The sequence below is a fragment of the Rhodococcus sp. HNM0569 genome (genome assembly GCF_012726205.1).
Lineage (GTDB): Bacteria > Actinomycetota > Actinomycetes > Mycobacteriales > Mycobacteriaceae > Rhodococcus_F.
The window spans coordinates 39,805-62,256 of sequence record NZ_JAASAE010000011.1 but is presented as its reverse complement, the minus strand read 5'-3'; the positions used below and the strand labels follow the sequence as shown (position 1 = coordinate 62,256).

Genomic DNA, 22,452 nt, shown 5'->3' with positions numbered 1-22,452 from the left:
CTTCGCCGGGCTCTCGCACGTCGGCACTCGAATCGGGTAGAACGGACGAGTGATCCGCCCGGCCACACCGAAGGACATCTCCACCCTCCGCGACATCGAAGTCGCTGCCGGTTCACCCTTTCGCGCCCTCGGGATGGACGCGGTGGCGGACGATCCGCCACCCACCGTCGCCGAGTTCACACACGCGATGCACGACGGTCACGTGTGGGTGCACGATCACCCCGACGTCCGGGTCGCAGGCGATCGGCCCGTCGCGTACGCGGTCGTGTTCGTCGTCGACGACGGCGCGCACCTCGAGCAGGTGTCGGTCCACCCCGATCACGCCCACCATGGGCTCGGTGCAGGCCTGATCGAGCACGTGAGCCGGTGGGCCGCACGCCGGGGCATCCGCAGACTCACGCTCACCACATTCGTCGACGTGCCGTGGAATGCGCCCTACTACCGCAGGCTGGGGTTCACGACGATGCCGGACGCCGACGTCACACCGGGCCTCGAGGCGATACGCGCACGCGAGTCACGGCTCGCCGAGCTCTGGCCGCGCGTGATCATGACCCGCCCGGTGGCCGTCCCCGGTGAGGTCGGACGCGAACGCGAGCTGACGCCGCCCGGGTAACCGTCAGGTCTTCCAGCGGCCCGTCGCCACGAATGCGTCGAGAGTCGCGCTCGGGTCGGTCAGGTCGAGCCCCTGCTCGCGGACCCAGTCGTCGTTGTAGTAGGTGTCGGCGTACCGCTCGCCGCCGTCGCACAGCACCGTCACGACACTGCCCGTGCGCCCCTGCGCGCGCATCTCGCCGACCACGCTGAACGCACCCCACATGTTGGTGCCGGTCGAGCCGCCGACCTTGCGGCCGAGTGCATTCGCGGTGTGCCTCATCGCGGCGATCGACGCCGCATCGGGCACCCGCATCATGCGGTCGATGACCTGACCGATGAACGACGGTTCCACGCGGGGACGGCCGATGCCTTCGATGCGCGACGGCATGCCCGTCGCGTAGTCGGCCGAACCGGTCTCGTAGCCGCCCAGAAAGGCCGAGTTCTCGGGATCGACGACGAGCAGCCGTGTGGCATGACGCCGGTAGCGGATGTAGCGGCCGAGCGTCGCGCTGGTGCCGCCGGTGCCCGCGCTCATCACGAGCCACTCCGGCACGGGATGTGCTTCCTGCTGCATCTGCTGGAAGATCGACTCGGCGATGTTGTTGTTGCCGCGCCAGTCCGTCGCGCGTTCGGCGTGCGTGAACTGGTCGAGATAGTGACCACCGGTCTCGTCGGCGAGCCTGCGCGCCTCGGTGTAGATCTCGGGCGGGCGGTCGATGAAGTGGCACCGGCCGCCCTGCGCCTCGATGAGCGCGATCTTCGCCCGGCTCGTGCTGCGCGGCATCACCGCGACGAACTCGAGCCCGAGCAGCTTCGCGAAGTACGCCTCGCTGACTGCGGTCGAACCCGACGAGGCCTCGATGACCGGTGTGCCTTCGGTGATCCATCCGTTGCAGATCGAGTACAGGAACAGCGAGCGTGCGAGCCGATGCTTGAGGCTGCCTGTGATGTGCGTCGACTCGTCCTTGAGGTAGAGCTGGATGCCCCACTCGTCGGGCAGCGGGTACCGCAACAGGTGGGTGTCGGCGCTGCGCTGCGCGTCGGCGTTGATCAGCCGGACCGCGTTGTCGACCCAGTCGCGCGGTGCGCTGTGGTCGACGACCTCCGGCGCCGAGCTCACTTGCGATCGCCCGGGTCGCGCAGACGCGCGTGCAGCTGCTCGCGGTCCGCGCGGCGCTGCGCGTCGAAGCCGGCGATCGCGGTGTTGACGCGACGGCGCAGCGACGAGAACAGCACGAGCGACAGCGGCATCGCGATGAGGACGGCGAAGATCGCACCCACGAGGAGCGGCACCTCGACGCCCACGGCACGGCCACCGAACAGAATGACTGCCGCGATCACCACGACGAGCAGCAGGCGCGCCAGCGTGTAGAGGGCCAGGTCGCCTGCGAGCCGCCCCTTGGTGACGGGCTGCCCGTCCGGGCTGTTCGTGGCGGAACGGGACTGACGATCGGGCGACTCACTCACGTGACCAGGGTACCTGTCGACGCGCCGCGGCCCCGCGCCTCGCCCGACAGCCCACTGTCCAGCCGATCTGCACTGCCTGTCCAGCCGATCTGCACTGCCTGTCCAGCCGATCTGCTCTTCCTGTCCAGTTTGTCCATTACCTCCCCTTTACCAACATTAGACAAGTCGAGTAACCAGGGGTCTCGGTGCCACGATGGTCGGGAGCACAGTTTGGATGCACACGTCGGCCCGCGCGCCGGCGGCGAGATTCGGAGGACACGAAGTGAGCGCTCCCGCCTACAACGGACAGAACGATGCCCTGATGACCCCTGGCCAGGTGGCTGCGCTGTTCCACGTCGACCCCAAGACCGTCACGCGATGGGCACACGCGGGCCGACTCGGATCGCTGCGCACGCCCGGTGGCCACCGCCGGTTCCGCGAGGCCGAGGTCATGCAGCTGCTCCGCTCCCTCACCACCGAGGCCGCTCGGCCCTGACCACACCGTGGTCCGCTCGGCCCTGACCACACCGTGGTCCGTCGGCCTGCCCTGACGAAACGACCACGAACGCCCGTGCCCCGGTGCGTTACCCTCGTGCTGTACCGCGTCCCGTCGCGCGAGGAGGTGCAGGGTGCTCTACCTGCTGGCCCTGATCGGTCTGGTGACCGTGCTCGTACTGCTGTGGAAGGCGTTCGGGCCGCGCCCGTCGTCCACGGTGCCGCCGCGGGTCAAGGGCCCGGACGACGACGCCGAGTTCCTGTGGCGCGTCACTCGCGACACGCAGCGGCGACGCACGGACGAGCGAGGCGACTCGGGCACTCCCGAAACCGACTGAACCGCTGAGCCACCGAATCACCGTTCGTCACGACGGCGGAGACCCACCCGGGTCTCCGCCGTCGTCGCGTGTGGGGTCGCTACTGCTTGGAGAACGCGCCCGGCGCTGAGAAGTCGCCCGCCACGGCGGCTGCGAGTTCGAGCAGCGCGTGACGAGTCTTGGGCCGCAACCGCTCGAGTTCGATCTCCGCGCCTTCCTCGAGATGCGGATCGAACGGAATCAGGCACACGGCGCGGCACCGTTGCTCGAAGTGCTCGACGACCTTCGGCAGGTCGACCTTCCCCGAGCGCGGACGCACCGCATTGACCACGGCGACCGATTTCGCGACGAGATCGCGGTAACCGTGCGCGTCGAGCCAGTCCATCGTCGCGGACGCGCTGCGCACACCGTCGACCGAGCCCGAGCTGACCACGACGATCGCGTCCGCCTCGTGCAGCACCGACGACATCGCCGAGTGCATCAGTCCGGTGCCGCAGTCGGTGAGCACGATGCTGTAGAACTTCTCGAGCAGCGCGACGGCCCGCGCGTAGTCGTCGCCGCTGAACGCCTCGGACACGGCGGGATCGCTGTCGGACGCGAGCACCTCGAGCCGGTGCCGCGACTGCGAGGTGTAGCTCCTGACGTCGCTGTACTTCTCGATCGTCTTGGCGTCGCGGAGCAGGTTGCGCACCGTCGCGGGGGTCTCGAGCGGAATCTTCTGGCTCAGTGTGCCGCGATCGGGATTGGCATCGACGGCGATCACGCGGTCGCCGCGCAGCGTGGCGAAGGTCGACCCGAGGGTCGCGGTGATCGTGGTCTTGCCGACACCGCCTTTGAGGCTCAGCAGCGCGATCTTGTAGCACCCGTGCAGCGGCGCGTCGACCTCGCTCACGAGGTCGAGCCGGTGCTGTTCCTTGCGGCTGTTGCCGAGGTTGAGCCGTCGGCCGGTGATGCGGTAGATCGCCTTGCGCCAGCCCTTCGTGGGCGCCGGCTTCGCCTTCTTCAGCAGCAGCGACGAGGGCAGGTCGCGGGACGACACGGTGTACTGCGATCGTTCGCCGTCGTACGCGTGCTCGGCGGGATCTGTGACCGGTTCGTCGACGGGCGGCGGCCAGGGTTGCCGCGCCTGGTGCGGCTGCTGCGGGCTGGGCGGCGGGTACTGCTGGGACGGCGTGGCCTCGCCCTGCGGTGCGGCCGGGCGCGGGGGCCCAGGAGGCTGCTGGGTCGGCGCCGGTCGCCCCTGCGCCGGAGGCGGCGTCTGCGGTGGTGGTGGCGGTGGCGGTGCCGGCTGCTGCGGCGGAGCATCCTGCCGATTCCAGGCCGGCGGCGCGAACGGGTTCGGGCCGGGCGGCGGCTGGACATACGGCCGTGCACGCTCGTCCGGCTGCGGCCTACGCGGCCGCTCGTCCGGGCGTGGGTCTTCGCGTCCGGAACCGCTGCCGGCTCCGGAGTCGCCCGGTCCGGAAGAGTCGGCCATGGGTACGCCTCCCTTCGAGGTTCGGTCGCTGGTTGCCAGTTGTCGCCGGCTGCTAGTTGAGGCCCGCGTACGAGTGCAGGCCCGAGACCACCATGTTGATGATGAACAGGTTGAACAGCATCGCGACGAAACCGGCCACGTTGATCCACGCCGCCTTCGTGTCACGCCAGCCGGAGGTCGCACGCGCGTGCAGATACGCCGCGTAGATGACCCACGCGATGAACGACACCGTTTCCTTCGGGTCCCAGCCCCAGAAGCGGCCCCAGGCCGCCTCGGCCCAGATCGCACCGAGAATCACACCCGCGCCGAACAGCGGGAACCCGATGATCGTGGTCTTGTACGCGAGCCGGTCGAGAGTCTGCGCGTCGGGCAGCCGTTCCGCGATGCGCGCGAACAGGCCAGCGCCTTCGGTGCCACTCTGGTACCGCATGCGCAGCAGGTACAGCAGGCTCGCGATGCCGGAGATCATGAACACGCCCGAGCCCACGCTGACGATCGTGACGTGGATCGGCAACCAGAACGACCGCAGCGCGGGCACGACGGGCGCCGCATCGGCGTACAGGACGGTCGCGGCGAGGAACATCAGGATCAGCACCGGCACGAGCAGGAAGACCCACAGCGACCGGTATGCGGGCTTGCGCAGCAGAACCAGGCCGAGGGCCAGTGCGGCCGCGCACGCCATCGCGACGAACTCGTACATGTTGCCGAGTGGGAAGCGTTCGGTGGCGAAGCCGCGCAGCACGATCGACGCGAGGATCAGGATCGTGCCGACGAGGAGTACCGCGCGACCCATGTTGCCGAACCGGTCGGCGAGCGAACGCCGCGGAGCCTCTGCAACACGTCCCGGCGCAGGCGCGTCGGGAACCGCGGTTCCGCCGCCGCCCGCCGCGACGAGGGCGGCCTCGCGCTTCGCCTCGTTGTCCTGCACGGCGACCGCGCGCGACGACGCGTACTGCACGATCAGCAGCACGAGCGCGAGCACCAAGACCGCGAACGAGGATTCGAAGGCCAAGTCGCTGTACTGCGACAGCGTCTCGTTGATCGTCATCGGTTGCTCTCCTGCAACTCAGGCGTGGTCGTGTGGTCTGCCAGCAGGCGGTCACAGAGTCGGTCGAACTCGTCGCCCCAGCCGGCCTGATCGGTCCGGGCGAGCCCACCCAGCTCTACTACCGTACGTCGTGCTCCGTCGGGCGAGGCATCCGACGGGTGGATCCGGGCCCAGATCCGGCGGCGTTTGACGAGCAGCGACACGAGCAGGCCGCCCATCGCGGTGAGCGCGAACACGAGCACCCACTGCTGCGCCGGGTCGTGCGACACCTGCAGGTTCGCGAAGTCGACGGCGCCGTCGAAACGCACCTGTGTGCCGTCGGCGAGGGTCGCGCTCTCCCCTGGGTAGAGGTTGACTCTGTCCTGTTTGCCGCGCCGCCCCTGGTCGACGAGCGACGAGTCGAGCGAGAACAGCTGCTGCGGCATCCCGGTGTCGAGTCCGGTGTCGCCCTTGTAGATGTCGATCGCGACGGCCGGGTCGTTCATCGCGGGGAAGCTCGACGACAGCAGCGTGCCGTGCATCGCAGCGGTCGGTGCGAACAGGCCCTCGATCGCGATCTGGTTCTTTCGCCTCTCCTCCGCATCGGGGTACACGCCGCCGGGTGGGTCGAAGCGCATCGCGCCGCTCGACAGGAAGGTCGTGGCGTCCTGCGGCGCCCACTGCAGCGTTTCGGTGCGGGTCTCGCCGTTCGGGAAGGTGACGGTGAACGTGGGCGCGTAACCGTGGCCTTGCAGGTAGACGCGGTCGCCCGCGACGCGCAGCGGGTGGTTGACACGGATCTCGGTGTCGCGCCACGTGTTGCTGTCGAGGTCGTCGCCTGCCTGGTACCGGATGTTCGACCGGAACATCTCGGCCTGGCCGTTGTCGAGGTAGTCCGCGGAGAAGTCCTCCACCTGGATGCACATCGGGGTCATGCCGGTGCCGTCGACGAGATTGCCCGCGCGGAACGAGTCGAACACCGCGGGCGAGGTGGTGCAGAACCCGGCGCCACCGTTCGCGACGACGATGACATTGCCCTCGTAGCCGAGCAGCTTGCCGAGCGCGATCGTGACGAGCAGGCCGACGAGCGACAGATGGAACACGAGGTTGCCGACTTCGCGGAAGTACCCCTTCTCGGCGGAGATCGTGATCTCGTCGGGACGCTTGGCGCGCTCGCCGCCCTCGCGGGTCTGGATGCGCCAGCCGCGCAGGTGCCCACGGATGCCGTCGGCGAGTTGTGCGGGCTCCGCGTCGACGACGGCCTCGCGGTGGTGCGGCAGGCGCGCGAGATTGCGCGGCGCAGGCACCGGCGGGGTGCGCAGCGCCTTCGCGTGGTCGATGCAGCGCGGCAGGATGCAGCCGACGAGCGACACGAACAGCAGCACGTAGATCGCGGTGAACCAGAAGCTGCCGAACACGTCGAACAACTCGAGCCGGTCCATGATCGGTCCGAGCGTCGCGCGGTCGGCGATGTACTCGTTGACCTTGCCCTCGTTGAGGCTGCGCTGCGGCAGCAAGGCACCGGGGATCGCGGCGAGCGCGAGCAGGAACAGCAGCACGAGCGCCGTCTTCATCGACGTGAGGCCGCGCCACGTGTTGCGCACGAACGCGGCGGCCCGTCCCCCGGGACCTTGCCTGCGCACTCGGTTCTCTCCGGTGTCGGTATCGGTCATATCGGCAGGGTCACCTCCGAGATAAAGGCGTCGCGGATCCAGCCGACGAACTGATCCCACGCTCCGGTCACGAGGGCGACACCCACGAGCACGAGCATGATGCCGCCGACGATCTGTACGACACGCGCGTGACGCCGGAGCCATCCGACGCCACGCAGGGCACGCGCCGACCCGAGGGCCAGCACGACGAACGGAAGCCCGAGGCCCACGCAGTACGCGACGATGAGCGCGACGCCACGTGCGGCGGTCGCGCCCTCGGTGCCCGCGGCGAGCGAGATGACGCCTGCGAGGGTCGGCCCGAGACACGGCGTCCACCCGAGCGCGAACACCGCGCCGAGCAGCGGCGCACCCGCGAGGCTCGAGATGCGCCTCGGTTCGAGGCGGGTGTCGCGTTGCAGTGCAGGCACCAGGCCGACGAACACGAGACCCATCGCGATCGTGACGACACCGCCGACGCGCATCAGGATCTCGCGGTTGACCGTGAGCGCCGAGATGACGCCGAACACCGACGCCGTCGCGAGCACGAACACGACGGTGAAGCCGGCGACGAACAGCGCCGCGGCCCCTGCCACGCGGTAGCGTCCCCGCGACCTGGTGCGGGTGGACGCCTCGGTCGCGGTGACCGCGGGCGCGTCGGCGCCCACGATTCCCGCGAGATACGACAGGTAGCCCGGCACGAGGGGCACGACACACGGCGACGCGAAGGACACGAGCCCGGCGAGCACGCAGGCGCCGAGCGCGAGCAGGAGGGGTCCCGACGCCGCAGTCGACGCGAACGCGTCGCCCACACCTGCCGCGAAGACGTCGGTGCCGCCCGCCGCGAAGAGGTCGGTGTTGCCTGCCATGATCGATCCGGACATCGTCAGCCCTGCGGCTGTTCCTGCGCGAGGCGTTCGACGACCGGCTGAAGGTCTTCGGCGAGAAGCTCTTTCAGGAACACCGCGGCCACGCGATGGTCCCGGTCGAGCACGATGGTGGTGGGCACGACGCTCGTCGGGTAGCCCTTGCCGAACGCCATGAGCGTGCGCATCGGCGGGTCGTAGATCGACGGGTAGCTCACGCCGTTGTCGATCACGAAGTCCTGCGCCTTGTCCTGCGCGTTGTCCCGCACGTTGATGCCGAGGAATGCGACGCCGGAGTCCTTGGTGGCTTCGTAGACCTGTTCGAGGTCGTTCGCCTCGGCGCGGCACGGCCCGCACCATTGGCCCCACACGTTGAGCACGACGACCTGGCCGGGAAAGTCCGAGACACCGACGGTCTCGCCGTCGTTCATCAGGTCCGGGCCGGACAGCTCGCCGATGTCCCCGCGCGCGGCGGGCGGATCGTAGAAGATCTCGGTCTGCCCGCCGGGCGAGACGAAGTCGAACGTGCCGCCCTGTGCGACGGCGTCGTCGCCGCTCGAGCATCCGGCGACGACGAGCGCCGCGGAGGCCAGCAGAGCAGCGAGCGCGGTGCGGGGCCGAACGGTCATGCCCCGGTCACCGTGGGATCGGACGAGCCTGCGGGTTCGGAGTACACGATGTCGACGAGCGTGTCGCCGTCGTACACGAGGGACGTGAGCGACGCGAGGGCGCACTGGCGCGTGCGCGGATCGTGCCACAACCGCTCGCCCTGCAGGAACCGTCGCAGCGTCCACACCGGAAGCTGGTGGCTCACGACGACCGCCTCGTGCCCCGCGGCCGCGGTGCGCGCGTTGCCGACCGCGGCGAGCATGCGATGCGCGATCTGCAGGTAGGGCTCGCCCCACGACGGTGTGAACGGGTCGCGCAGCTTCCACCAGTGCCGAGGGCGGCTGAGTGCGCCGTCGCCGACCGACACCTTGAGGCCTTCGAAGTCGTTGCCCGCTTCGATGAGGTTGTCGTCGGTGACGATCGGGAGACCGTGGGCACCCGCGATGGGTGTCGCGGTCTCCTGCGCGCGCTGCAGCGGCGACGCAGCGACGTAGCGGATGTCGTTGCGGCCGAGCATCGACGCGACGGCGCGGGCCTGCGCTTCACCGCGCACGGACAACCGGAATCCGGGCAGGCGCCCGTACAGGATGCCGCGTGGGTTGTGCACCTCGCCGTGGCGCATCACGTGCACGATGGTGGTTTCGCTGGTCACTTCGCGTCCTCGGGTCCTCGGGCGGCGGCCGCCGCGCGTGCGGCATGTGGCAGCGCGTCGGCGATGATCGAAAAGGCGTCGTCGTCGAGTGCCGCGGACACGAACCATGCCTCGAACGCGCTGGGCGGAGCATAGACGCCGTGGCTGAGGAGTTCCTGAAAGAAGGGCGCGAAGCGCCATGTCTGCGCAGCCTTCGCCTCGGCGTAGTTCGTGACGGGCCCGTCCGTGAAGAACACCGTGAACAGGTTGCCCGCGGTCTGCACGTGGTGGGTCACGCCCGCGCCGGTGAGGGCGTCGGACACGAGGTGCGAGAGCGTCGCGGCGTGGCGGTCGAGCGCGGCGTACACGGACGCGTCGGCGGCGCGCAGCGTCGCGAGACCCGCGGCGACCGCGACGGGATTACCGGACAGCGTGCCCGCCTGGTAGACGGGGCCGCTCGGGGCGAGCTGGGACATGACATCGGCGCGGCCGCCGAATGCAGCGGCGGGCAAGCCGCCGCTCATGACCTTGCCGAAGGTGAACAGGTCGGCCTGGACGGGGTCGAGGCCGTACCAGCCTGCCGCGCTCACGCGGAAGCCCGTCATGACCTCGTCCATGATCAGCAACGCACCGTGCTTCGCCGTGATGTCCCGCAGGCCCGCGTTGAAGCCGGGCAGCGGCGGGACGGCACCCATGTTGCCCGCGGCGGCTTCGGTGACGACACACGCGATCTCGCCGTCGTTCGCCGCGAACGCGGCCTCGACGGCGGCGAGGTCGTTGTACGGCACGACGATCGTGTCCTCGGCCTGCGCACCCGTGACGCCGGGCGACGTGGGCAGACCGAAGGTCGCGAGCCCCGAGCCCGCGTCGGCGAGCAGGGCGTCGACGTGGCCGTGATAGCAACCGGCGAACTTGAGGATCTTGGGGCGGCCGGTGACCCCACGCGCGAGGCGCACGGCACTCATCGTCGCTTCGGTGCCCGAGTTGACCAGGCGCACCTGCTCGACGGGCGCGACGCGCGAGACGATCTCCTCGGCGAGCAGGACCTCGCCCTCGGCCGGCGCACCGAACGAGAGCCCGGACGACGCGGCACGCTGCACCGCGTCGACGACCGTGGGGTGCGCGTGTCCGAGGATCATCGGGCCCCACGAGCACACGAGGTCGACGTAGCGATTGTCGTCGACGTCGACCAGCGTGTATCCGGACGCCGACTTCACGAACCGCGGGGTACCGCCGACCGAACCGAACGCGCGGACCGGGGAGTTGACGCCTCCCGGGGTCACGGCTTCGGCTCTCTCGAACAGCCGGGCGGACAGGTCGGTACGCACTTCGGATTCGCCGGGAGACACAGTCACGCGTTCCAGTGTCCCAGTTCGCCGCGATTTGCCAACGACAGGGTGTAGTGGGTGGCAAGGATCACCGGCTCCCGACCCGTGCGCGAAACAAGCGTGCCCACACTCGCGAAGTGCTCACGAGCGGCCGGCCCACCGCGGCGTCACCCGTCGCTAGGCTCGAGAACATGGCCTCCATCGCTGACCACCTGAGAATCGCACTCGACGGCCGCTGGCGAGAGGTGCGCGAGCGCACCCGCGCCGAGCTCGCGTCGAGCCCCGAGTTCGCGCCACACCACACCCCCGATCTCGAGCAGGCGCGCGCGAAGACGATGCGCCAGATGCGCCTGCTCGCGAGCCACGGCTACGCCGCCGACGGGTTCGCCGCCGAGCACGGCGGCACCGGCGACACCGGCGGCGCGGTCATGAGCATCGAGACGCTGGCGACCTCCGACCTGTCGCTCATGGTCAAGGCAGGCGTGCAGTGGGGCCTGTTCGGCGGCGCGATCGAGAACCTCGGCACCCAGCGCCACCACGAGGCGTATGTCAAGCGCACGATCGACCTCGACCTGCTCGGGTGCTTCGCGATGACCGAGACCGGGCACGGCAGCGACGTCCAGGCACTCGAGACCACCGCGACCTACGACCCGGCGACCGAAGAGTTCGTGATCCACTCCCCCACACCGTCGTCGCGCAAGGACTACATCGGCGGCGCAGCACAGGACGCCCGCATGGCCGCGGTGTTCGCGCAACTCGTCACGCACGGCGAGGGCAAGGGTGTGCACTGCTTCCTCGTGCCGATCCGCGACGACGACGGCAACGACCTGCCCGGCGTGTCGACGTCGGACTGCGGTTACAAGGGCGGATTGACGGGCGTCGACAACGGCCGCATCCTGTTCGACCAGGTGCGCGTCCCGCGTGAGAACCTGCTCAATCGCTACGCCGACGTCGAGGCCGACGGCACCTACAGTTCGCCGATCGAGAGCGACAGCCGCCGCTTCTTCACCATGCTCGGCACCCTCGTGCGGGGCCGCGTCACGGTCGGGGGATCGGCCGCCGCGGCCGCACGCGTCGCACTCACGATCGCGACGAAGTACGCGCTGCAGCGCCGCCAGTTCGACGCCCCGAAGTCGGACGACGAGGTGCTCATCATGGACTACCTGGTGCACCAGCAGCGGTTGCTGCCGCTGATCGCGAAGTCGTACGCGCTGCAGTTCGCGCAGAACGAGCTCGTGTCGACGTTGCACGCGCTGCAGGCGCAGGGCAGCGACGCCGATCCGCAGGAGCAGCGCGAACTCGAAGGCCGCGCCGCGGGCCTCAAGGCCGCGAACACATGGCACGCGACCGCCGCGATCCAGACGTCGCGCGAGGCATGCGGCGGTGCGGGTTACATGGCCGAGAACCGGCTCGTCGGACTCAAGGCCGACAGCGACGTGTTCACCACCTTCGAGGGCGACAATGTGGTGCTCACCCAGCTCGTCGCGAAGGAACTGCTCACCGCCTACGCCGACGAGGTGCAGACGATGAGCCCGGTCGAGTGGATGCGCTTCGCCGCCACCACGGTCAGCGATGTCGTCAAGAAGCGCACGGCGGCGCAGCAGATCATCCAGACCCTCCTCGACACGCGTCAGGACAACGAGGAGGACGGCAGCCTGTTCAACCGCGGCACTCAGTTGCGGATGTTCGAGGACCGCGAGGAGTACCTGCTCTCGACCGCCGCACGTCGGCTGCAGGGCGCGATGAAGCGCGAGGACGATCCGTTCGACGCGTTCAACTTCGTGCAGGATCACGTGCTCCACGCCGCGGCCGCGCACATCGACCGCGTCGTGCTCGAGGCGTTCGTCGCGGGTATCGAGGAGTGCGCCGACGACGAGGCGAAGGACCTGCTCGGCCAGGTGTGCGATCTGTACGCGCTCACCGTCATCGAAGAGGACAAGGCGTGGTTCGTCGAGCACCGGCACCTGTCGGTCGAGCGCGCCAAGGCCGTCACCCGCGGCATCAACGAGCGATGCCGCACCCTGCGTCCGCACGCCGAGACCCTGGTCGACGGTTTCGGTATCCCCGAGTCGCTGCTCGGCTCGGCGATGCTCGACGGTCCGGGCACCGATGCGGTGCGCAAGGCCACCGTGCCGCGCTGATCCCTGCCGGACTCGGCGGTCGCGATGTCACATCGTGTGCGCTCGATGCACAGGATGTGACATCGTGCCCGCCCGGCCGCGGCGCGCGGTGCGCACCGCGAAGACGACACACACGCCCGCGACCGTGACGAACACCGTGGCCAACCCGATCCACCGCCCGTCGTAGAGCGTGGACGTGTAGGCGGGCAGTCCGTGTACGGGCGGCGCGAACTCGGCGGTCGTGGTCGAGTGCAGCATGCTCCACGCGGCGGCGGCGATCATCAGGACCGCGGCGGTGCCGTAGCCCCACACCCGCATCGGATACTTCATGCCCACTCCTGTCCTGCTCGCTGTCGGCCGTCTCGGACGGCTATTCGCCGACCTGCCTTCGGTCGACGACGGCCTCGAGCGCTGCACGCAGGCTGTCGTCGTCGCGAGCCCACGCGCGCACGAGCCCGCCGCCGCGCAACCGCAAGCCTATGCCGTTGCGCCGCCGCGGCACACCGGTGAGTTCGCCGAGTGCCCGGGCGGATTCCCAGTCGGGTGAATCCCAGTCGTCGGGGTCGGCGGGCGGGAGGACCGCGGCGATCTCGTCGACCGGCAGTTCCTCGGTGCCCTGCCGCAGCACGGTGTCGGTCAGTTCGACCGAGGCGTGGGTGCGCGCCGCGACGACCTGCACCGCGACGAGCCCCGCGAGCAGCGCGGCGAACACGACGAATGCGAACCAGTGCACGATCTGCGGGCCGGTGAGGAGTTCGGCGATCAGCACGACGAGGCAGAACGCCGGCCCGTACGCGACGGTGCGCCAGCGCCCACCGGGCTCGAAGAACAGCGCGTCCGGGTGGGCATTCGTGGCGTCACTCATCCGGTCGGTCCCCCTGCATTCGATCCCCCTGTGGTCGGTCGTCCGGTAGCCGGTCCTCGTGATCGAACCATTGCCGCGCGGCCGGGCGGTAGGCGCACACCGTCGCGACGAGCACCAGCACGGGTGCGATCAGCAACAGCGACGACGCGAATCCCCCCAGTACCGCGGTGAATCCGACGACCGCCCCGGCGAGCGAGATCCACAGCAGCATGCGACGCACCGACGCGTGTCCGGCCCGGACCGGGCCCGCGAGGACACCGACGACCAGCCCGAACACGAGCGACACCGCGCCCGTGACACGCAGCGGCGCGGTGCCGTCCGGCAGTGCGGTGGTGGTGAGTGCGAGCAGTCCGACGACGATCGACGTGAACGACGCCGCAAGCCACGACACGTACGCGGCGTCGACGGAACGAGGTCTCGCGGCCGGTCGCGGGAAACCCGGAGCCGGGCGGGGACTGCGGGTCACTAGTTCGAGAAGATCCCCGGAACGAGGAGAAGGACAACCGTGATGAGCATCATCGTGGCAAGGAGGCCGAACACCGCCAGTTCCTTGCGTGAGCCGTGCTGCGGTTGCTCTTCCACGCGCATGAACAGGACCTCTCCGCGTCGCTCCCGGTGCCCCGACGACTACCGGAATCGTGTGATGCATTTCACCGTACATCGTTTCCGCGGGAGATACTAACGGCCCTGTCCGCGTGACGAAAGTCCCGGACGAAAGTACTCGTCGGCCTCCCGGCGATGCATCACGACGATCGCGCCGACCGCGGCCACGGCCTGCAGGATCTGTACGGCGCCGAGGGCGACGACCGTGCCGGTACCTCCTGTGTCACCGCCGAAACCGTCGGTGCCGACGCCGAACAGTACCGGCACCGTCCACACGACCATCACGACCCCCAGCACCGTGAGCAAGGTGCGCGCCCACAGCTTGCCGCGGTACATGAACCGCACGAACAACACGAAGACCGCGGTCACCGCCAGGATGATCACCGCCGTCAGACCCATCCCGACGGCGAAGAGCGTCTCGACCTCACTGCGGCCGACGTCGGCTCCGGCCTCACGCAGCGCGGGATCGTCCATCAGTTGGTCGACGAAACTGTCGCGATCGCCCCACAACACCGCGATCGCCGCGAAACCCTGGATCGCGCCGAGCACCGCGACGACCCACCACAGATGCCGCGCCGTGCCGACGTCGACAGGCGGCAGAGCGGGCTGCGCACCACTCGGCTCGGGGGCGGCCGGATACTGCGGAAACTGCTGGGTCATGGCCCCAGCGTAGCGGTGTCGGCAGCCGCGTCCGCGAGCGCGATTCCGGACTTTCCGGATACCCGCGGCGATACCATCGAGAACGGACGGTCCGTTTCCGTGCCGCCGCTCGGCGGCCACGCGGCCGCGTCGCATCCGGCGCGCCTGCCGAACCGGCATCACACCGATGGCGGCTCGGTTCCTGCTGCTTGTACACGTATCTCGGCAGGCGTCCTGCGTTTTCCGTGGGCGCTCGCCGTGCGATTCGAGGCGTCCATGACATCCGACGACGACATCCCCCGCCGTGACGACCCACCTCGGCGTGACGGCCCACCCGAGGTGCCTCCGGAGACTCGCGCGTACTCCGCGATGCCGCCACCGCCTGCGGCGTACCCACCGGCGGGGGCCGGCCCGCCGCCGTACGGCACCGCACCGCCGTACCCGCCCGGCTACCCACCGGGGCCTCCCGAACGGGACGACCTCGCGCTGAAGATCGGACTCGCCGTGCTGCTCGTGATCGCGCTCGCACTCGTCGGCGTCGCCGTCTACCTGTGGGTGAGCCGCGACGACGGCGAGGACACCGCGGCTCCCGCCGGTACGTCGGTTCAGGAGTCGGCCCCGGTGGTGCCCTCCGTACCCGCGGTTCCCTCCGTCCCCGCCGCCCCCGTCGCGCCGCCCGCCGGAACGACGTCGTGTCCCCGCACCTTCACGGGCGGTGAGCTGAACAACTCGTCCGCGGGCAGCGCGACGTCGTGCGAGTTCGCGGAACAGGTGCGCGCGGCCTATCTTGCCCAGCCGCGGCGCGGATCGGTCGACGTGACGGCGTTCAGCCCGGTGACCGGCCGGACGTACACCATGCACTGCAACGGCGGCGCGTCGGTCGTGTGCACCGGCGGCGACGGCGCAACCGTCTACCTGTACTGAACGCGATGCGCGCAGCGAGGGTCCGCCTCCTCGTGTCGGCGACGGTGCTCGTCGTGCTCACGGGCGGGTGCACGCAGACCGGGACGCCGCGCGCCGAATCCGGGTCCCGGCCGCCGGATACCTCGGCATCGGCCGGGTCGGCGGCCGTGGCGGATCTGGTACCGGCCTTCGAGTCGGCGTCCGCGACCGTGCATGCCACGGTGGGACTCGCGGTCGCTCCGGTCGGGTCGGGTGAGCCCGTCACCGCGGGAAGCTGGCAGAGCGGCCCCGCGTGGTCGACGATCAAGGTGCCGCTCGCGCTGGCAGCGACCGAGCGTCCCCCGGACGGCGACGCGGCCCGGATCGACGCGGCCGCAGCGCTGGGGGCGTCGGACAATGCGGCGGCCGACCGGCTGTGGCAGTCACTCGGCCCGCCCGACGTCGCCGCGAACGAGACCCAGGAGGTGCTCGCGGAGCACGGCGACACCGCCACCCGCGTCGAATCGCGCGTCGTACGGGAGGGATTCTCGGCGTTCGGGCAGACGCAGTGGTCGCTCGACGCGCAGGCGCGTTTCGCGGCGGCGCTCGCGTGCGATCCGTCGGCGTCGGAGGTACTGGGCACGATGACGGCCCTTGCGCCCGGCCAACGGTGGGGGCTCGCGGCGTTGCCCGGCGTTGCAGCGAAGGGCGGCTGGGGCCCCGGCGAGGATGGCGGCTATCTCGCGCGCCAGTTCGGCATCGTGCCCGCCGAGGAGGGCGCCGTCGCGGTCGCGCTCGCTGCCGAGGCCGCGTCCTTCGACGACGCGACCGCCGCACTCACGACGCTGGCGTCCGCCCTCGGCGGTGCCGCCGCGAGCGCACCGCTCGGCGGGTCGTGCTGACGGTCAGCGCCGCAGCCAGCCTGCGGCCTCCGTCGCCCAGTAGGTCAGGACGATGTCCGCGCCCGCGCGGCGGATGCTCGTGAGTGATTCGAGCACCGCGGCGTCGCGGTCGATCCACCCGTTCGCCGCGGCAGCGGTGATCATCGCGTACTCACCCGAAATCTGATATGCCGCAACGGGAACGGTCGACCGGTCGGCAACCTCGCGCAGCACGTCGAGGTACGACATCGCGGGCTTGACCATCACCATGTCGGCGCCCTCCGCGAGATCGAGATCCACCTCGTGGAGTGATTCGCGGCGGTTCGCCGGATTCTGTTGGTACGTGCGGCGATCGCCCTGCAGCGACGAGCCCACCGCCTCGCGGAACGGACCGTAGAACGCCGAGGCGTACTTCGCGGAGTACGCGAGCTGGCCGACGTCGGTGTGTCCGGCGGCGTCGAGCGCGGCACGGATGACGCCGACCTGGCCGTCCATCATGCCGCTGGGACCGAGCAGGTGCGCCCCCGCATCGGCTTGTGCGAGGGCCATCTCGGCGTACCGCGCGAGGGTCGCGTCGTTGTCGACGGCCCCGTTCGAGTCCAGCACACCGCAGTGCCCGTGATCGGTGAACTCGTCGAGGCACGTGTCGGCCATGAGGACCGTCGTGTCGCCCAGTTCCGAGGACAGCGCACGCAGGCCACGATTGAGGATGCCGTCGGGTGCGATGCCGGACGCGCCGCTCGGATCCTTGTCCTCGTCGCGCGGCACGCCGAACAGCATCAGTCCGCCGACTCCCGCGTCGACCGCCTCGGCGGCCGCTCGGCGCAGCGAGTCCAGGGTGTGCTGCACGACACCCGGCATCGACGAGATCTCGCGAGGTTCGTCGAGCCCGTCGGCGACGAACATCGGCAACACGAGATGTCGTGGTTCGAGCGAGGTTTCGCCGACGAGCCGACGCAGCGCGGGGGTGCGACGCAGCCTACGGGGACGTTCGGTCGGGAACATGCCGTGATCTCCTTCGTCGCTGTGAGCGCCTGTGCTCCTTCGTCGCCTGTGAGCACTTGACGAGTCTCTGGACTCGTCAAGTGCTCACAGGGCAGCGGGTCAGCGCCGCCGGGACTTCTTGCGCGGCGGAGGCAGAGCGCCCTCGGCACGCAGCCGGGCAGCGTGCTCGGCAAGAGCCTCGACGAGCGGCCCGACCTGTGCACTCTCCGGCTGGACGTCGACGCGCAGGCCGAATTCGGTTGCGGTCTCGGCCGTCTTCGGCCCGATGCAGGCGACGAGCGTGCGTGCGTGCGGCTTGCCCGCGATGCCGACGAGATTGCGCACGGTGGACGACGACGTGAAACACACGGCGTCGAATCCACCGGTCTTGATCATCTCGCGGGTCTCGGCAGGCGGCGGGGATGCACGCACCGTGCGGTAGGCGGTGACGTCGTCGATCTCCCAGCCGCGTTCGCGCAGACCCTCGGCGAGCGTCTCGGTCGCGATGTCGGCACGCGGCAACAGGATCCGGTTGACCGGATCGAACACGTCGTCGTACGGCGCGAACTCGGCGAGCAGACCCTCACTCGACTGTTCGCCTGCGGGCACGAGTTCGGGGCTGATACCGAACGAGCGCACCTTGTCGGCGGTCGCCTGACCGACACACGCGATCTTGACACCCGAGAACGCGCGGGCGTCGAGTCCGAACTCCTCGAACTTCTCCCACACGGCACGCACCGCATTGGTGGAGGTGAACACGACCCACTGGTATCGGCCGTCGACGAGTCCCTTGACGGCCCTTTCCATCTGGGCCGGGCTGCGAGGCGGCTCGACCGCGATGGTGGGTACCTCTATCGGGATGGCGCCGTGCGTGACGAGCCGATCGCTCATCTCCGCGGCCTGCTCCTTCGTGCGCGGCACGAGGACCTTCCAGCCGTACAACGCGCGCGACTCCCACCACGACAGCTTGCCGCGCTGCGACACGACCTTGCCGACGGTGACGACGAGCGGACCGACGAGCTCGGAGCCGGCGTCGTTGAGCGTCGCGAGGGTGGCCTCGACGGTGCGCTGCTGACGCGTGGTGCCGTTGACGGTGATCGCGGCGGGTGTCTGCGGTGCGACACCGTGCTCGGCGAGCGCACTCGCGGTCTCCGCGAGATGCCCCGACGTGGCGTGCAGCACGAGCGGGCCCGGCGCAGCCGCGAGGGCCGCCCAGTCCACGTCGCCGCGCACGTCGGCCTCGGTGTGATCGGACCCGAGCGCCATGCCCGCGTAGGCGGGAACGGCAGCCGACGACGGCAGCCCCGGAAGCACCTCGAACTGCACCTGAGTGCGTGAGACCGCAGTGACCTCGGCGATGACCGAGTCGGTGGTGAGCGGATCACCCGACACGAGACGGACGACGTCGTGGCCGTTCTTCGCCTCGGCGACGAGCGTCTTGGCGACCTCGGCGGGCTCGCCGAGTGCCGGACGGACGTCGGCCACCGGCTCGCCGGTCTCCTCGTCGACCCCGAGTGCGGTGCCGACGAGAGCCGTGACGCCCTTGTCGACGTCGGGATCGGTGAAGGCCAGTGCGGCACCCGCGAGCACGTCGCGGGCGCGCACCGTGAGCAGGGCGGGATCGCCCGGCCCGGACCCCACGAACAGGATGCGTCCGGGGGCGTTCTTGCGAGCTCGGCTCATCGGTGATTCTCCAGTGCGGTCAAGATTCGAGCGGGACTGTGGTCTGTGTGTTCGGTGCGCGCGCGACATACGCGTCTGCGGCCGTGGTGCGGCCGGCCCGCCGGGGGCCACCTGACGACGTCAGACATCGGCATCACCTGCCTCGGCGGTGACCATGAGTTCGCGGGCCCCCAGGTCGAGCAGCTCGCGAGCGACCTTGCGGCCGAGCTCGTGCGCATCGGCGACGGGGCCGACGGCACTCGCCCGGATGACATCCGAACCGTCCAGTGCGGCAGCGCATCCGCGTACCGAGATCTCTTCGACGGCCCGGCCGTCGTCGTCGAGCGATTCGACGACCTCGGCGAGCGCGCCCACCGGCGCGGTGCAGCCGGCTTCGAGTTCGGCGAGCACGGCTCGCTCGGCGACCACCGACGCGTGGCTCGCCTCGTCGTCGAGCTGCGCGAGGATCTGCACGAGTTCGGCTTCCTCGGCGCGGCATTCGACGGCGAGTGCACCCTGCGCGGGGGCCGGGAGCATCTGGACGGGCTCGAGGGCCTCGGTGACCTCGTCGGTGCGGCCGATGCGGGAGAGGCCGGCACGGGCGACGACGATCGCGTCGAGCTCGCCGGACGCGACACGGGCGAGACGGCTGTCGAGATTGCCACGCAGCGGCAACAGTTCGAGCCCGAGTCCGAGGGCACGCAGCTGCGACGTGCGGCGCGGCGCCGAGGTGCCCACCTTCGAGCCCGGCGGCAGTTCGCCGAGCACGAGCGAATCACGTGCGACGAGCGCGTCGCGCGGGTCCTCGCGCTGCGGCACCGCGGCGATCGTGAAGCGCGGATCGCGGGCGGTCGGCAGGTCCTTGTACGAGTGGACCGCCACGTCCACGCGGTGGTCGGCGAGCGCTTCGCGCAGCTCCGCGGTGAACACGCCCACACCGATCTTCTCGACCGGCGCCTGCGACTGGTCGCCCTTGGTGCTGATGATCACGAGCTCGGCGGCGTGGCCGGCGGCGATCAGGGCGTCGCGCACGGTGCCCGCCTGGGTGGTGGCGAGAAGGCTTCCGCGCGTGCCGATCCGGAGTGTCCGTGTGCCCACCGTGCCGGTGTCCTGCTGGACGCTCATGCCTGCGAACCCCCTTCGTCGTCGATCACGAAATGCCGGAGCCGCGGGTCCTCGCCCGCGATGAAGCCGTCGGTGAGGGCGATGACGTCCTGGGAGACGTCGCTCGACTTCGACACGGCCGCAATGGCTCCCGGCGTGAGCTCGAACAGCTCACGCAGCGCCTCGGCGTAGCTGTCGCCACCCGGCGCCGAGGCGAGTTGCTTGACGCGCACCGTCGGCGCGTGGAGCAGCTTGTCGACCACGCGGCGGACCGTGCGCGCGACTTCGTCGCGCTCGGGATCCTCGAGGCCGGGCAGCCGCGATTCGAGCCGCAGCAGTTCGGCTTCGACGACCTCGGCCGCGCGCCGACGCAGCGCCGTGACGGTGGGCGTGACCTCGGCGAGCCGCTGGCCCGTGAGGTATGTCGACAGCTCGGTCGCGACGATGTCGCGGGCGGCCTTCTCGTCGACCGCCGCCGCATTGGCTGCGGGATCGCGCTGCAACGACTCCATGTCGAGCACCGTGACACCGGGCAGCCGCGACACCGCGGGTTCGACATCGCGTGGCAATCCCAGGTCGCACACGACGAGCGGCCCGCCGCCCGCGAGGGTGCGGCGCGCGAGCGCGCGGTGCGCGTCGGCGAGCGTGACGACGGCGCCGACCGCGCCGGTGCACGTGACGAGGACGTCGGCACTCGCCACCGCGTCGGCCAGCGCGTCCAGATCGGTTGCCGCGGCGTCGAGGCCGCCGGCGCGGGCGGTCTCGGCGAGGTGCTCGGCACGCTCCCGAGTGCGGTTGGCGACGACGATGCGCGCGATACCTGCACGCGTGAGGTGTGCGACCGACAGTCCGCCCATCGCGCCCGCACCCACGACGACCGCGGTACGGCCCGCGAGGCTGCCACCGAGCAGGCCTGCCGCGCGGTCGAGCGCGACCGACACGACCGACGCACCCGCCGCGTCGATACCGGTCTCGGCGTGCACGCGCTTGCCGACCCGCAGCGCCTGCTGGGCGAGTTCGTGCAGTGCACGGCCCGCGGCCTGCTGCGCGTCGGATGCCGCGTACGCGGAACGGATCTGACCGAGGATCTGCTGCTCGCCCACGACCATCGAGTCGAGACCGGACGCGACCGCGAACAGGTGCTCGGCCGCGGCCTCGCTGTAGCGCACGTAGGTGTGCTTGTGCAGGTCGGCCATGTCCAGGCCGGAGTGTTCGCCGAGCACCCGGCCGACCTCGGCGAGTGCGCCGTGGAACGCGTCGACGACGGTGTAGACCTCGATGCGGTTGCAGGTCGAGACGATCATCGCCTCGGAGATGTGCTCGGAAGCGAGCAGTGCGTCCGTGAGCTTGGGACGATCGGTGTCGGTGACGGCAACACGCTCGAGCACGGGGACCGGGGCGGTGCGATGTGAAATACCGACGAGGAGAACACTCACGGCGCAATCACCGATCCGTTTCTTGGTGCTGGAGTAGGGACCGCGGAGCCGACGCGCACACACGACCCGTCGACGTGGCCTGCGGCGGGGGCGCCGTCGGCCTGCTGCGTGTTGCGGGCGCTGTTGAACGACAGCACCTGCATCTCTGCCGCGAGGTCGACCTCGCGGAGTTCGACGTGGGGCGGCACCACGAGCGCCACCTGGGCGAAGCTCATGATGCAGCGCATTCCGGAGTCGACGAGGCTGTCGGCGACGCGCTGCGCCGCGTCGTCGGGCGTCGCCACGACGCCGATCGTCGCGCCGAGTTCGGCGCACGACACGGGCAGGCTCGCGGCGTCGCGTACCTCGAAGCCCGCGACGGTCTCGCCGACGAGCGCGGGGTCGCTGTCGAACAGGCCGACCACCGAGAAGCCGCGCCGCCCGAAGCCGCCGTAGCGGGCAAGTGCGCGACCGAGATTGCCGATCCCGACGATCACGACGCGATGGCCGCGTTCGAGGCCGAGCGCGCGCTCGATGCGCTTGCGCAGGCGATGGACGTCGTATCCGACGCCGCGCACCCCGTTGGGACCGAGGAACGACAGGTCCTTGCGGAGCTTGGCCGATCCGACCCCGCACGCCGACGCGAGCTCTTCACTCGAGACGATCGACGCCTCACCGTCGGCGAGCGTTTCCAGGACCCGCAGATAGGCGGCGAGACGGGCCACCGTAGCCTGGGGGATGTCGCGGGATTCGGCACCGGGGCCGGGAGCCGCGTCCACAGCACGTGCGACACGCTGGGCACGCTGCCCGTGTGTCTCGCGCTGTTCGGTCACGTGTGGCTCCTCGTCCGAGCAGCCT

25 protein-coding genes are annotated in these 22,452 nt (G+C 70.2%); 6 read left to right on the top strand and 19 right to left on the bottom strand.

What is annotated here, in order from left to right; genetic code table 11:
• Positions 1-49: 49 nt before the first annotated feature.
• Positions 50-613: a GNAT family N-acetyltransferase gene (locus tag HCA44_RS15305; RefSeq protein ID WP_169649884.1), complete on the top strand. Its 564-nt coding sequence runs from the start codon at positions 50-52 to the stop codon at positions 611-613.
• A gap of 3 nt (positions 614-616) precedes the next feature.
• Here the strand turns inward: HCA44_RS15305 and HCA44_RS15300 are convergent, their stop codons facing one another.
• Entirely contained in the window at positions 617-1,714 is a 1,098-nt protein-coding gene (locus HCA44_RS15300) for a PLP-dependent cysteine synthase family protein (RefSeq protein ID WP_169649882.1), read from the bottom strand.
• Complete coding sequence (locus tag HCA44_RS21070) at positions 1,711-2,061, bottom strand: DUF4229 domain-containing protein (protein ID WP_169649880.1); 351 nt, start codon at positions 2,059-2,061, stop codon at positions 1,711-1,713. The genes HCA44_RS15300 and HCA44_RS21070 overlap by 4 nt, the downstream gene beginning before the upstream one ends.
• A 262-nt stretch (positions 2,062-2,323) precedes the next feature.
• Between HCA44_RS21070 and HCA44_RS15290 the strand changes: the two genes are divergently transcribed.
• Positions 2,324-2,536, top strand: coding sequence for a BldC family transcriptional regulator (locus HCA44_RS15290; protein ID WP_169649878.1), 213 nt, complete (start codon positions 2,324-2,326; stop codon positions 2,534-2,536).
• A gap of 133 nt (positions 2,537-2,669) precedes the next feature.
• Positions 2,670-2,873 carry a hypothetical protein gene (locus tag HCA44_RS15285; protein ID WP_169649876.1) on the top strand — a complete coding sequence of 68 codons (204 nt, stop codon included), beginning with the start codon at positions 2,670-2,672 and terminating at the stop codon, positions 2,871-2,873.
• Between the two features lie 79 nt (positions 2,874-2,952).
• Here the strand turns inward: HCA44_RS15285 and HCA44_RS15280 are convergent, their stop codons facing one another.
• The 7 genes from HCA44_RS15280 to hemL are packed head-to-tail and all read right to left on the bottom strand — an operon-like array spanning position 2,953 to position 10,466.
• Positions 2,953-4,329 (bottom strand): MinD/ParA family protein, encoded by a 1,377-nt coding sequence (locus HCA44_RS15280; protein ID WP_169649875.1) that lies wholly within the window; start codon positions 4,327-4,329, stop codon positions 2,953-2,955.
• Positions 4,330-4,381: 52 nt separating this feature from the next.
• On the bottom strand, positions 4,382-5,377 hold the full coding sequence (gene ccsB, locus HCA44_RS15275) for a c-type cytochrome biogenesis protein CcsB (protein ID WP_169649872.1): 996 nt from the start codon (positions 5,375-5,377) through the stop codon (positions 4,382-4,384).
• Positions 5,374-7,029 (bottom strand): cytochrome c biogenesis protein ResB, encoded by a 1,656-nt coding sequence (locus HCA44_RS15270; protein WP_169649870.1) that lies wholly within the window; start codon positions 7,027-7,029, stop codon positions 5,374-5,376. Before HCA44_RS15270 ends, ccsB begins: the two co-directional genes overlap by 4 nt.
• Entirely contained in the window at positions 7,026-7,874 is an 849-nt protein-coding gene (locus tag HCA44_RS15265) for a cytochrome c biogenesis CcdA family protein (protein WP_169649868.1), read from the bottom strand. The genes HCA44_RS15270 and HCA44_RS15265 overlap by 4 nt, the downstream gene beginning before the upstream one ends.
• A gap of 17 nt (positions 7,875-7,891) precedes the next feature.
• The gene (locus HCA44_RS15260) at positions 7,892-8,500 is read right to left on the bottom strand and encodes a TlpA disulfide reductase family protein (RefSeq protein WP_169649866.1); all 609 of its coding nucleotides are present in this window, start codon (positions 8,498-8,500) and stop codon (positions 7,892-7,894) included.
• Positions 8,497-9,102: a histidine phosphatase family protein gene (locus tag HCA44_RS15255; RefSeq protein WP_169650027.1), complete on the bottom strand. Its 606-nt coding sequence runs from the start codon at positions 9,100-9,102 to the stop codon at positions 8,497-8,499. Before HCA44_RS15255 ends, HCA44_RS15260 begins: the two co-directional genes overlap by 4 nt.
• A gap of 26 nt (positions 9,103-9,128) precedes the next feature.
• A complete protein-coding gene (hemL, locus tag HCA44_RS15250; RefSeq protein ID WP_169649864.1) occupies positions 9,129-10,466 on the bottom strand; it encodes a glutamate-1-semialdehyde 2,1-aminomutase in 1,338 nt (445 codons plus the stop codon).
• Positions 10,467-10,630: 164 nt separating this feature from the next.
• Here hemL and HCA44_RS15245 point away from each other — a divergent pair, with 164 nt between their 5' ends.
• Entirely contained in the window at positions 10,631-12,580 is a 1,950-nt protein-coding gene (locus tag HCA44_RS15245) for an acyl-CoA dehydrogenase (protein WP_169649862.1), read from the top strand.
• 27 nt (positions 12,581-12,607) lie between these two features.
• Here HCA44_RS15245 and HCA44_RS15240 read toward each other — a convergent pair whose 3' ends face one another.
• From HCA44_RS15240 to HCA44_RS15225, 5 genes are all read right to left on the bottom strand, one after another.
• A complete protein-coding gene (locus HCA44_RS15240) occupies positions 12,608-12,889 on the bottom strand; it encodes a hypothetical protein (protein WP_169649860.1) in 282 nt (93 codons plus the stop codon).
• A 40-nt stretch (positions 12,890-12,929) separates the two neighbouring features.
• On the bottom strand, positions 12,930-13,424 hold the full coding sequence (locus HCA44_RS15235) for a hypothetical protein (RefSeq protein WP_169649858.1): 495 nt from the start codon (positions 13,422-13,424) through the stop codon (positions 12,930-12,932).
• A complete protein-coding gene (locus HCA44_RS15230; RefSeq protein ID WP_169649856.1) occupies positions 13,417-13,815 on the bottom strand; it encodes a hypothetical protein in 399 nt (132 codons plus the stop codon). Before HCA44_RS15230 ends, HCA44_RS15235 begins: the two co-directional genes overlap by 8 nt.
• A gap of 74 nt (positions 13,816-13,889) precedes the next feature.
• Entirely contained in the window at positions 13,890-14,012 is a 123-nt protein-coding gene (locus tag HCA44_RS21195) for a hypothetical protein (protein WP_277350831.1), read from the bottom strand.
• 90 nt (positions 14,013-14,102) lie between these two features.
• Positions 14,103-14,687: a hypothetical protein gene (locus HCA44_RS15225; protein ID WP_169649854.1), complete on the bottom strand. Its 585-nt coding sequence runs from the start codon at positions 14,685-14,687 to the stop codon at positions 14,103-14,105.
• Between the two features lie 99 nt (positions 14,688-14,786).
• Here HCA44_RS15225 and HCA44_RS21065 point away from each other — a divergent pair, with 99 nt between their 5' ends.
• Entirely contained in the window at positions 14,787-15,590 is an 804-nt protein-coding gene (locus HCA44_RS21065; RefSeq protein ID WP_240945561.1) for a hypothetical protein, read from the top strand.
• Positions 15,591-15,595: 5 nt separating this feature from the next.
• The gene (locus HCA44_RS15215) at positions 15,596-16,450 is read left to right on the top strand and encodes a hypothetical protein (protein ID WP_206038200.1); all 855 of its coding nucleotides are present in this window, start codon (positions 15,596-15,598) and stop codon (positions 16,448-16,450) included.
• Between the two features lie 3 nt (positions 16,451-16,453).
• Here the strand turns inward: HCA44_RS15215 and hemB are convergent, their stop codons facing one another.
• The 5 genes from hemB to HCA44_RS15190 all read right to left on the bottom strand — a co-directional run bounded on the left by hemB (position 16,454) and on the right by HCA44_RS15190 (position 22,373).
• The gene (gene hemB, locus HCA44_RS15210) at positions 16,454-17,434 is read right to left on the bottom strand and encodes a porphobilinogen synthase (RefSeq protein ID WP_169649853.1); all 981 of its coding nucleotides are present in this window, start codon (positions 17,432-17,434) and stop codon (positions 16,454-16,456) included.
• 99 nt (positions 17,435-17,533) lie between these two features.
• Positions 17,534-19,096: a bifunctional uroporphyrinogen-III C-methyltransferase/uroporphyrinogen-III synthase gene (locus HCA44_RS15205; RefSeq protein WP_169649851.1), complete on the bottom strand. Its 1,563-nt coding sequence runs from the start codon at positions 19,094-19,096 to the stop codon at positions 17,534-17,536.
• A 120-nt stretch (positions 19,097-19,216) separates the two neighbouring features.
• Entirely contained in the window at positions 19,217-20,200 is a 984-nt protein-coding gene (gene hemC / locus HCA44_RS15200; RefSeq protein WP_169649849.1) for a hydroxymethylbilane synthase, read from the bottom strand.
• Positions 20,197-21,615: a glutamyl-tRNA reductase gene (locus tag HCA44_RS15195; RefSeq protein WP_169649847.1), complete on the bottom strand. Its 1,419-nt coding sequence runs from the start codon at positions 21,613-21,615 to the stop codon at positions 20,197-20,199. The genes hemC and HCA44_RS15195 overlap by 4 nt, the downstream gene beginning before the upstream one ends.
• Positions 21,612-22,373, bottom strand: coding sequence for a redox-sensing transcriptional repressor Rex (locus HCA44_RS15190; protein WP_169650022.1), 762 nt, complete (start codon positions 22,371-22,373; stop codon positions 21,612-21,614). The genes HCA44_RS15195 and HCA44_RS15190 overlap by 4 nt, the downstream gene beginning before the upstream one ends.
• Positions 22,374-22,452: the final 79 nt, after the last annotated feature.

Bases quoted from the DNA above. Each gene is read 5' to 3' on its own strand.
- HCA44_RS15280 (WP_169649875.1), bottom strand. From the start codon at position 4,329: ATGGCCGACTCTTCCGGACCGGGCGACTCCGGAGCCGGCAGCGGTTCC.
- HCA44_RS15235 (WP_169649858.1), bottom strand. From the start codon at position 13,424: ATGAGTGACGCCACGAATGCCCACCCGGACGCGCTGTTCTTCGAGCCC.
- HCA44_RS15270 (WP_169649870.1), bottom strand. From the start codon at position 7,029: ATGACCGATACCGACACCGGAGAGAACCGAGTGCGCAGGCAAGGTCCC.
- HCA44_RS15245 (WP_169649862.1), top strand. From the start codon at position 10,631: ATGGCCTCCATCGCTGACCACCTGAGAATCGCACTCGACGGCCGCTGG.
- HCA44_RS15260 (WP_169649866.1), bottom strand. From the start codon at position 8,500: ATGACCGTTCGGCCCCGCACCGCGCTCGCTGCTCTGCTGGCCTCCGCG.
- HCA44_RS15225 (WP_169649854.1), bottom strand. From the start codon at position 14,687: ATGACCCAGCAGTTTCCGCAGTATCCGGCCGCCCCCGAGCCGAGTGGT.
- HCA44_RS15255 (WP_169650027.1), bottom strand. From the start codon at position 9,102: ATGCGCCACGGCGAGGTGCACAACCCACGCGGCATCCTGTACGGGCGC.
- HCA44_RS15265 (WP_169649868.1), bottom strand. From the start codon at position 7,874: ATGGCAGGCAACACCGACCTCTTCGCGGCGGGCGGCACCGACGTCTTC.
- HCA44_RS15205 (WP_169649851.1), bottom strand. From the start codon at position 19,096: ATGAGCCGAGCTCGCAAGAACGCCCCCGGACGCATCCTGTTCGTGGGG.
- HCA44_RS15240 (WP_169649860.1), bottom strand. From the start codon at position 12,889: ATGAAGTATCCGATGCGGGTGTGGGGCTACGGCACCGCCGCGGTCCTG.
- hemB (WP_169649853.1), bottom strand. From the start codon at position 17,434: ATGTTCCCGACCGAACGTCCCCGTAGGCTGCGTCGCACCCCCGCGCTG.
- HCA44_RS21195 (WP_277350831.1), bottom strand. From the start codon at position 14,012: ATGCGCGTGGAAGAGCAACCGCAGCACGGCTCACGCAAGGAACTGGCG.
- hemC (WP_169649849.1), bottom strand. From the start codon at position 20,200: ATGAGCGTCCAGCAGGACACCGGCACGGTGGGCACACGGACACTCCGG.
- ccsB (WP_169649872.1), bottom strand. From the start codon at position 5,377: ATGACGATCAACGAGACGCTGTCGCAGTACAGCGACTTGGCCTTCGAA.
- HCA44_RS15215 (WP_206038200.1), top strand. From the start codon at position 15,596: ATGCGCGCAGCGAGGGTCCGCCTCCTCGTGTCGGCGACGGTGCTCGTC.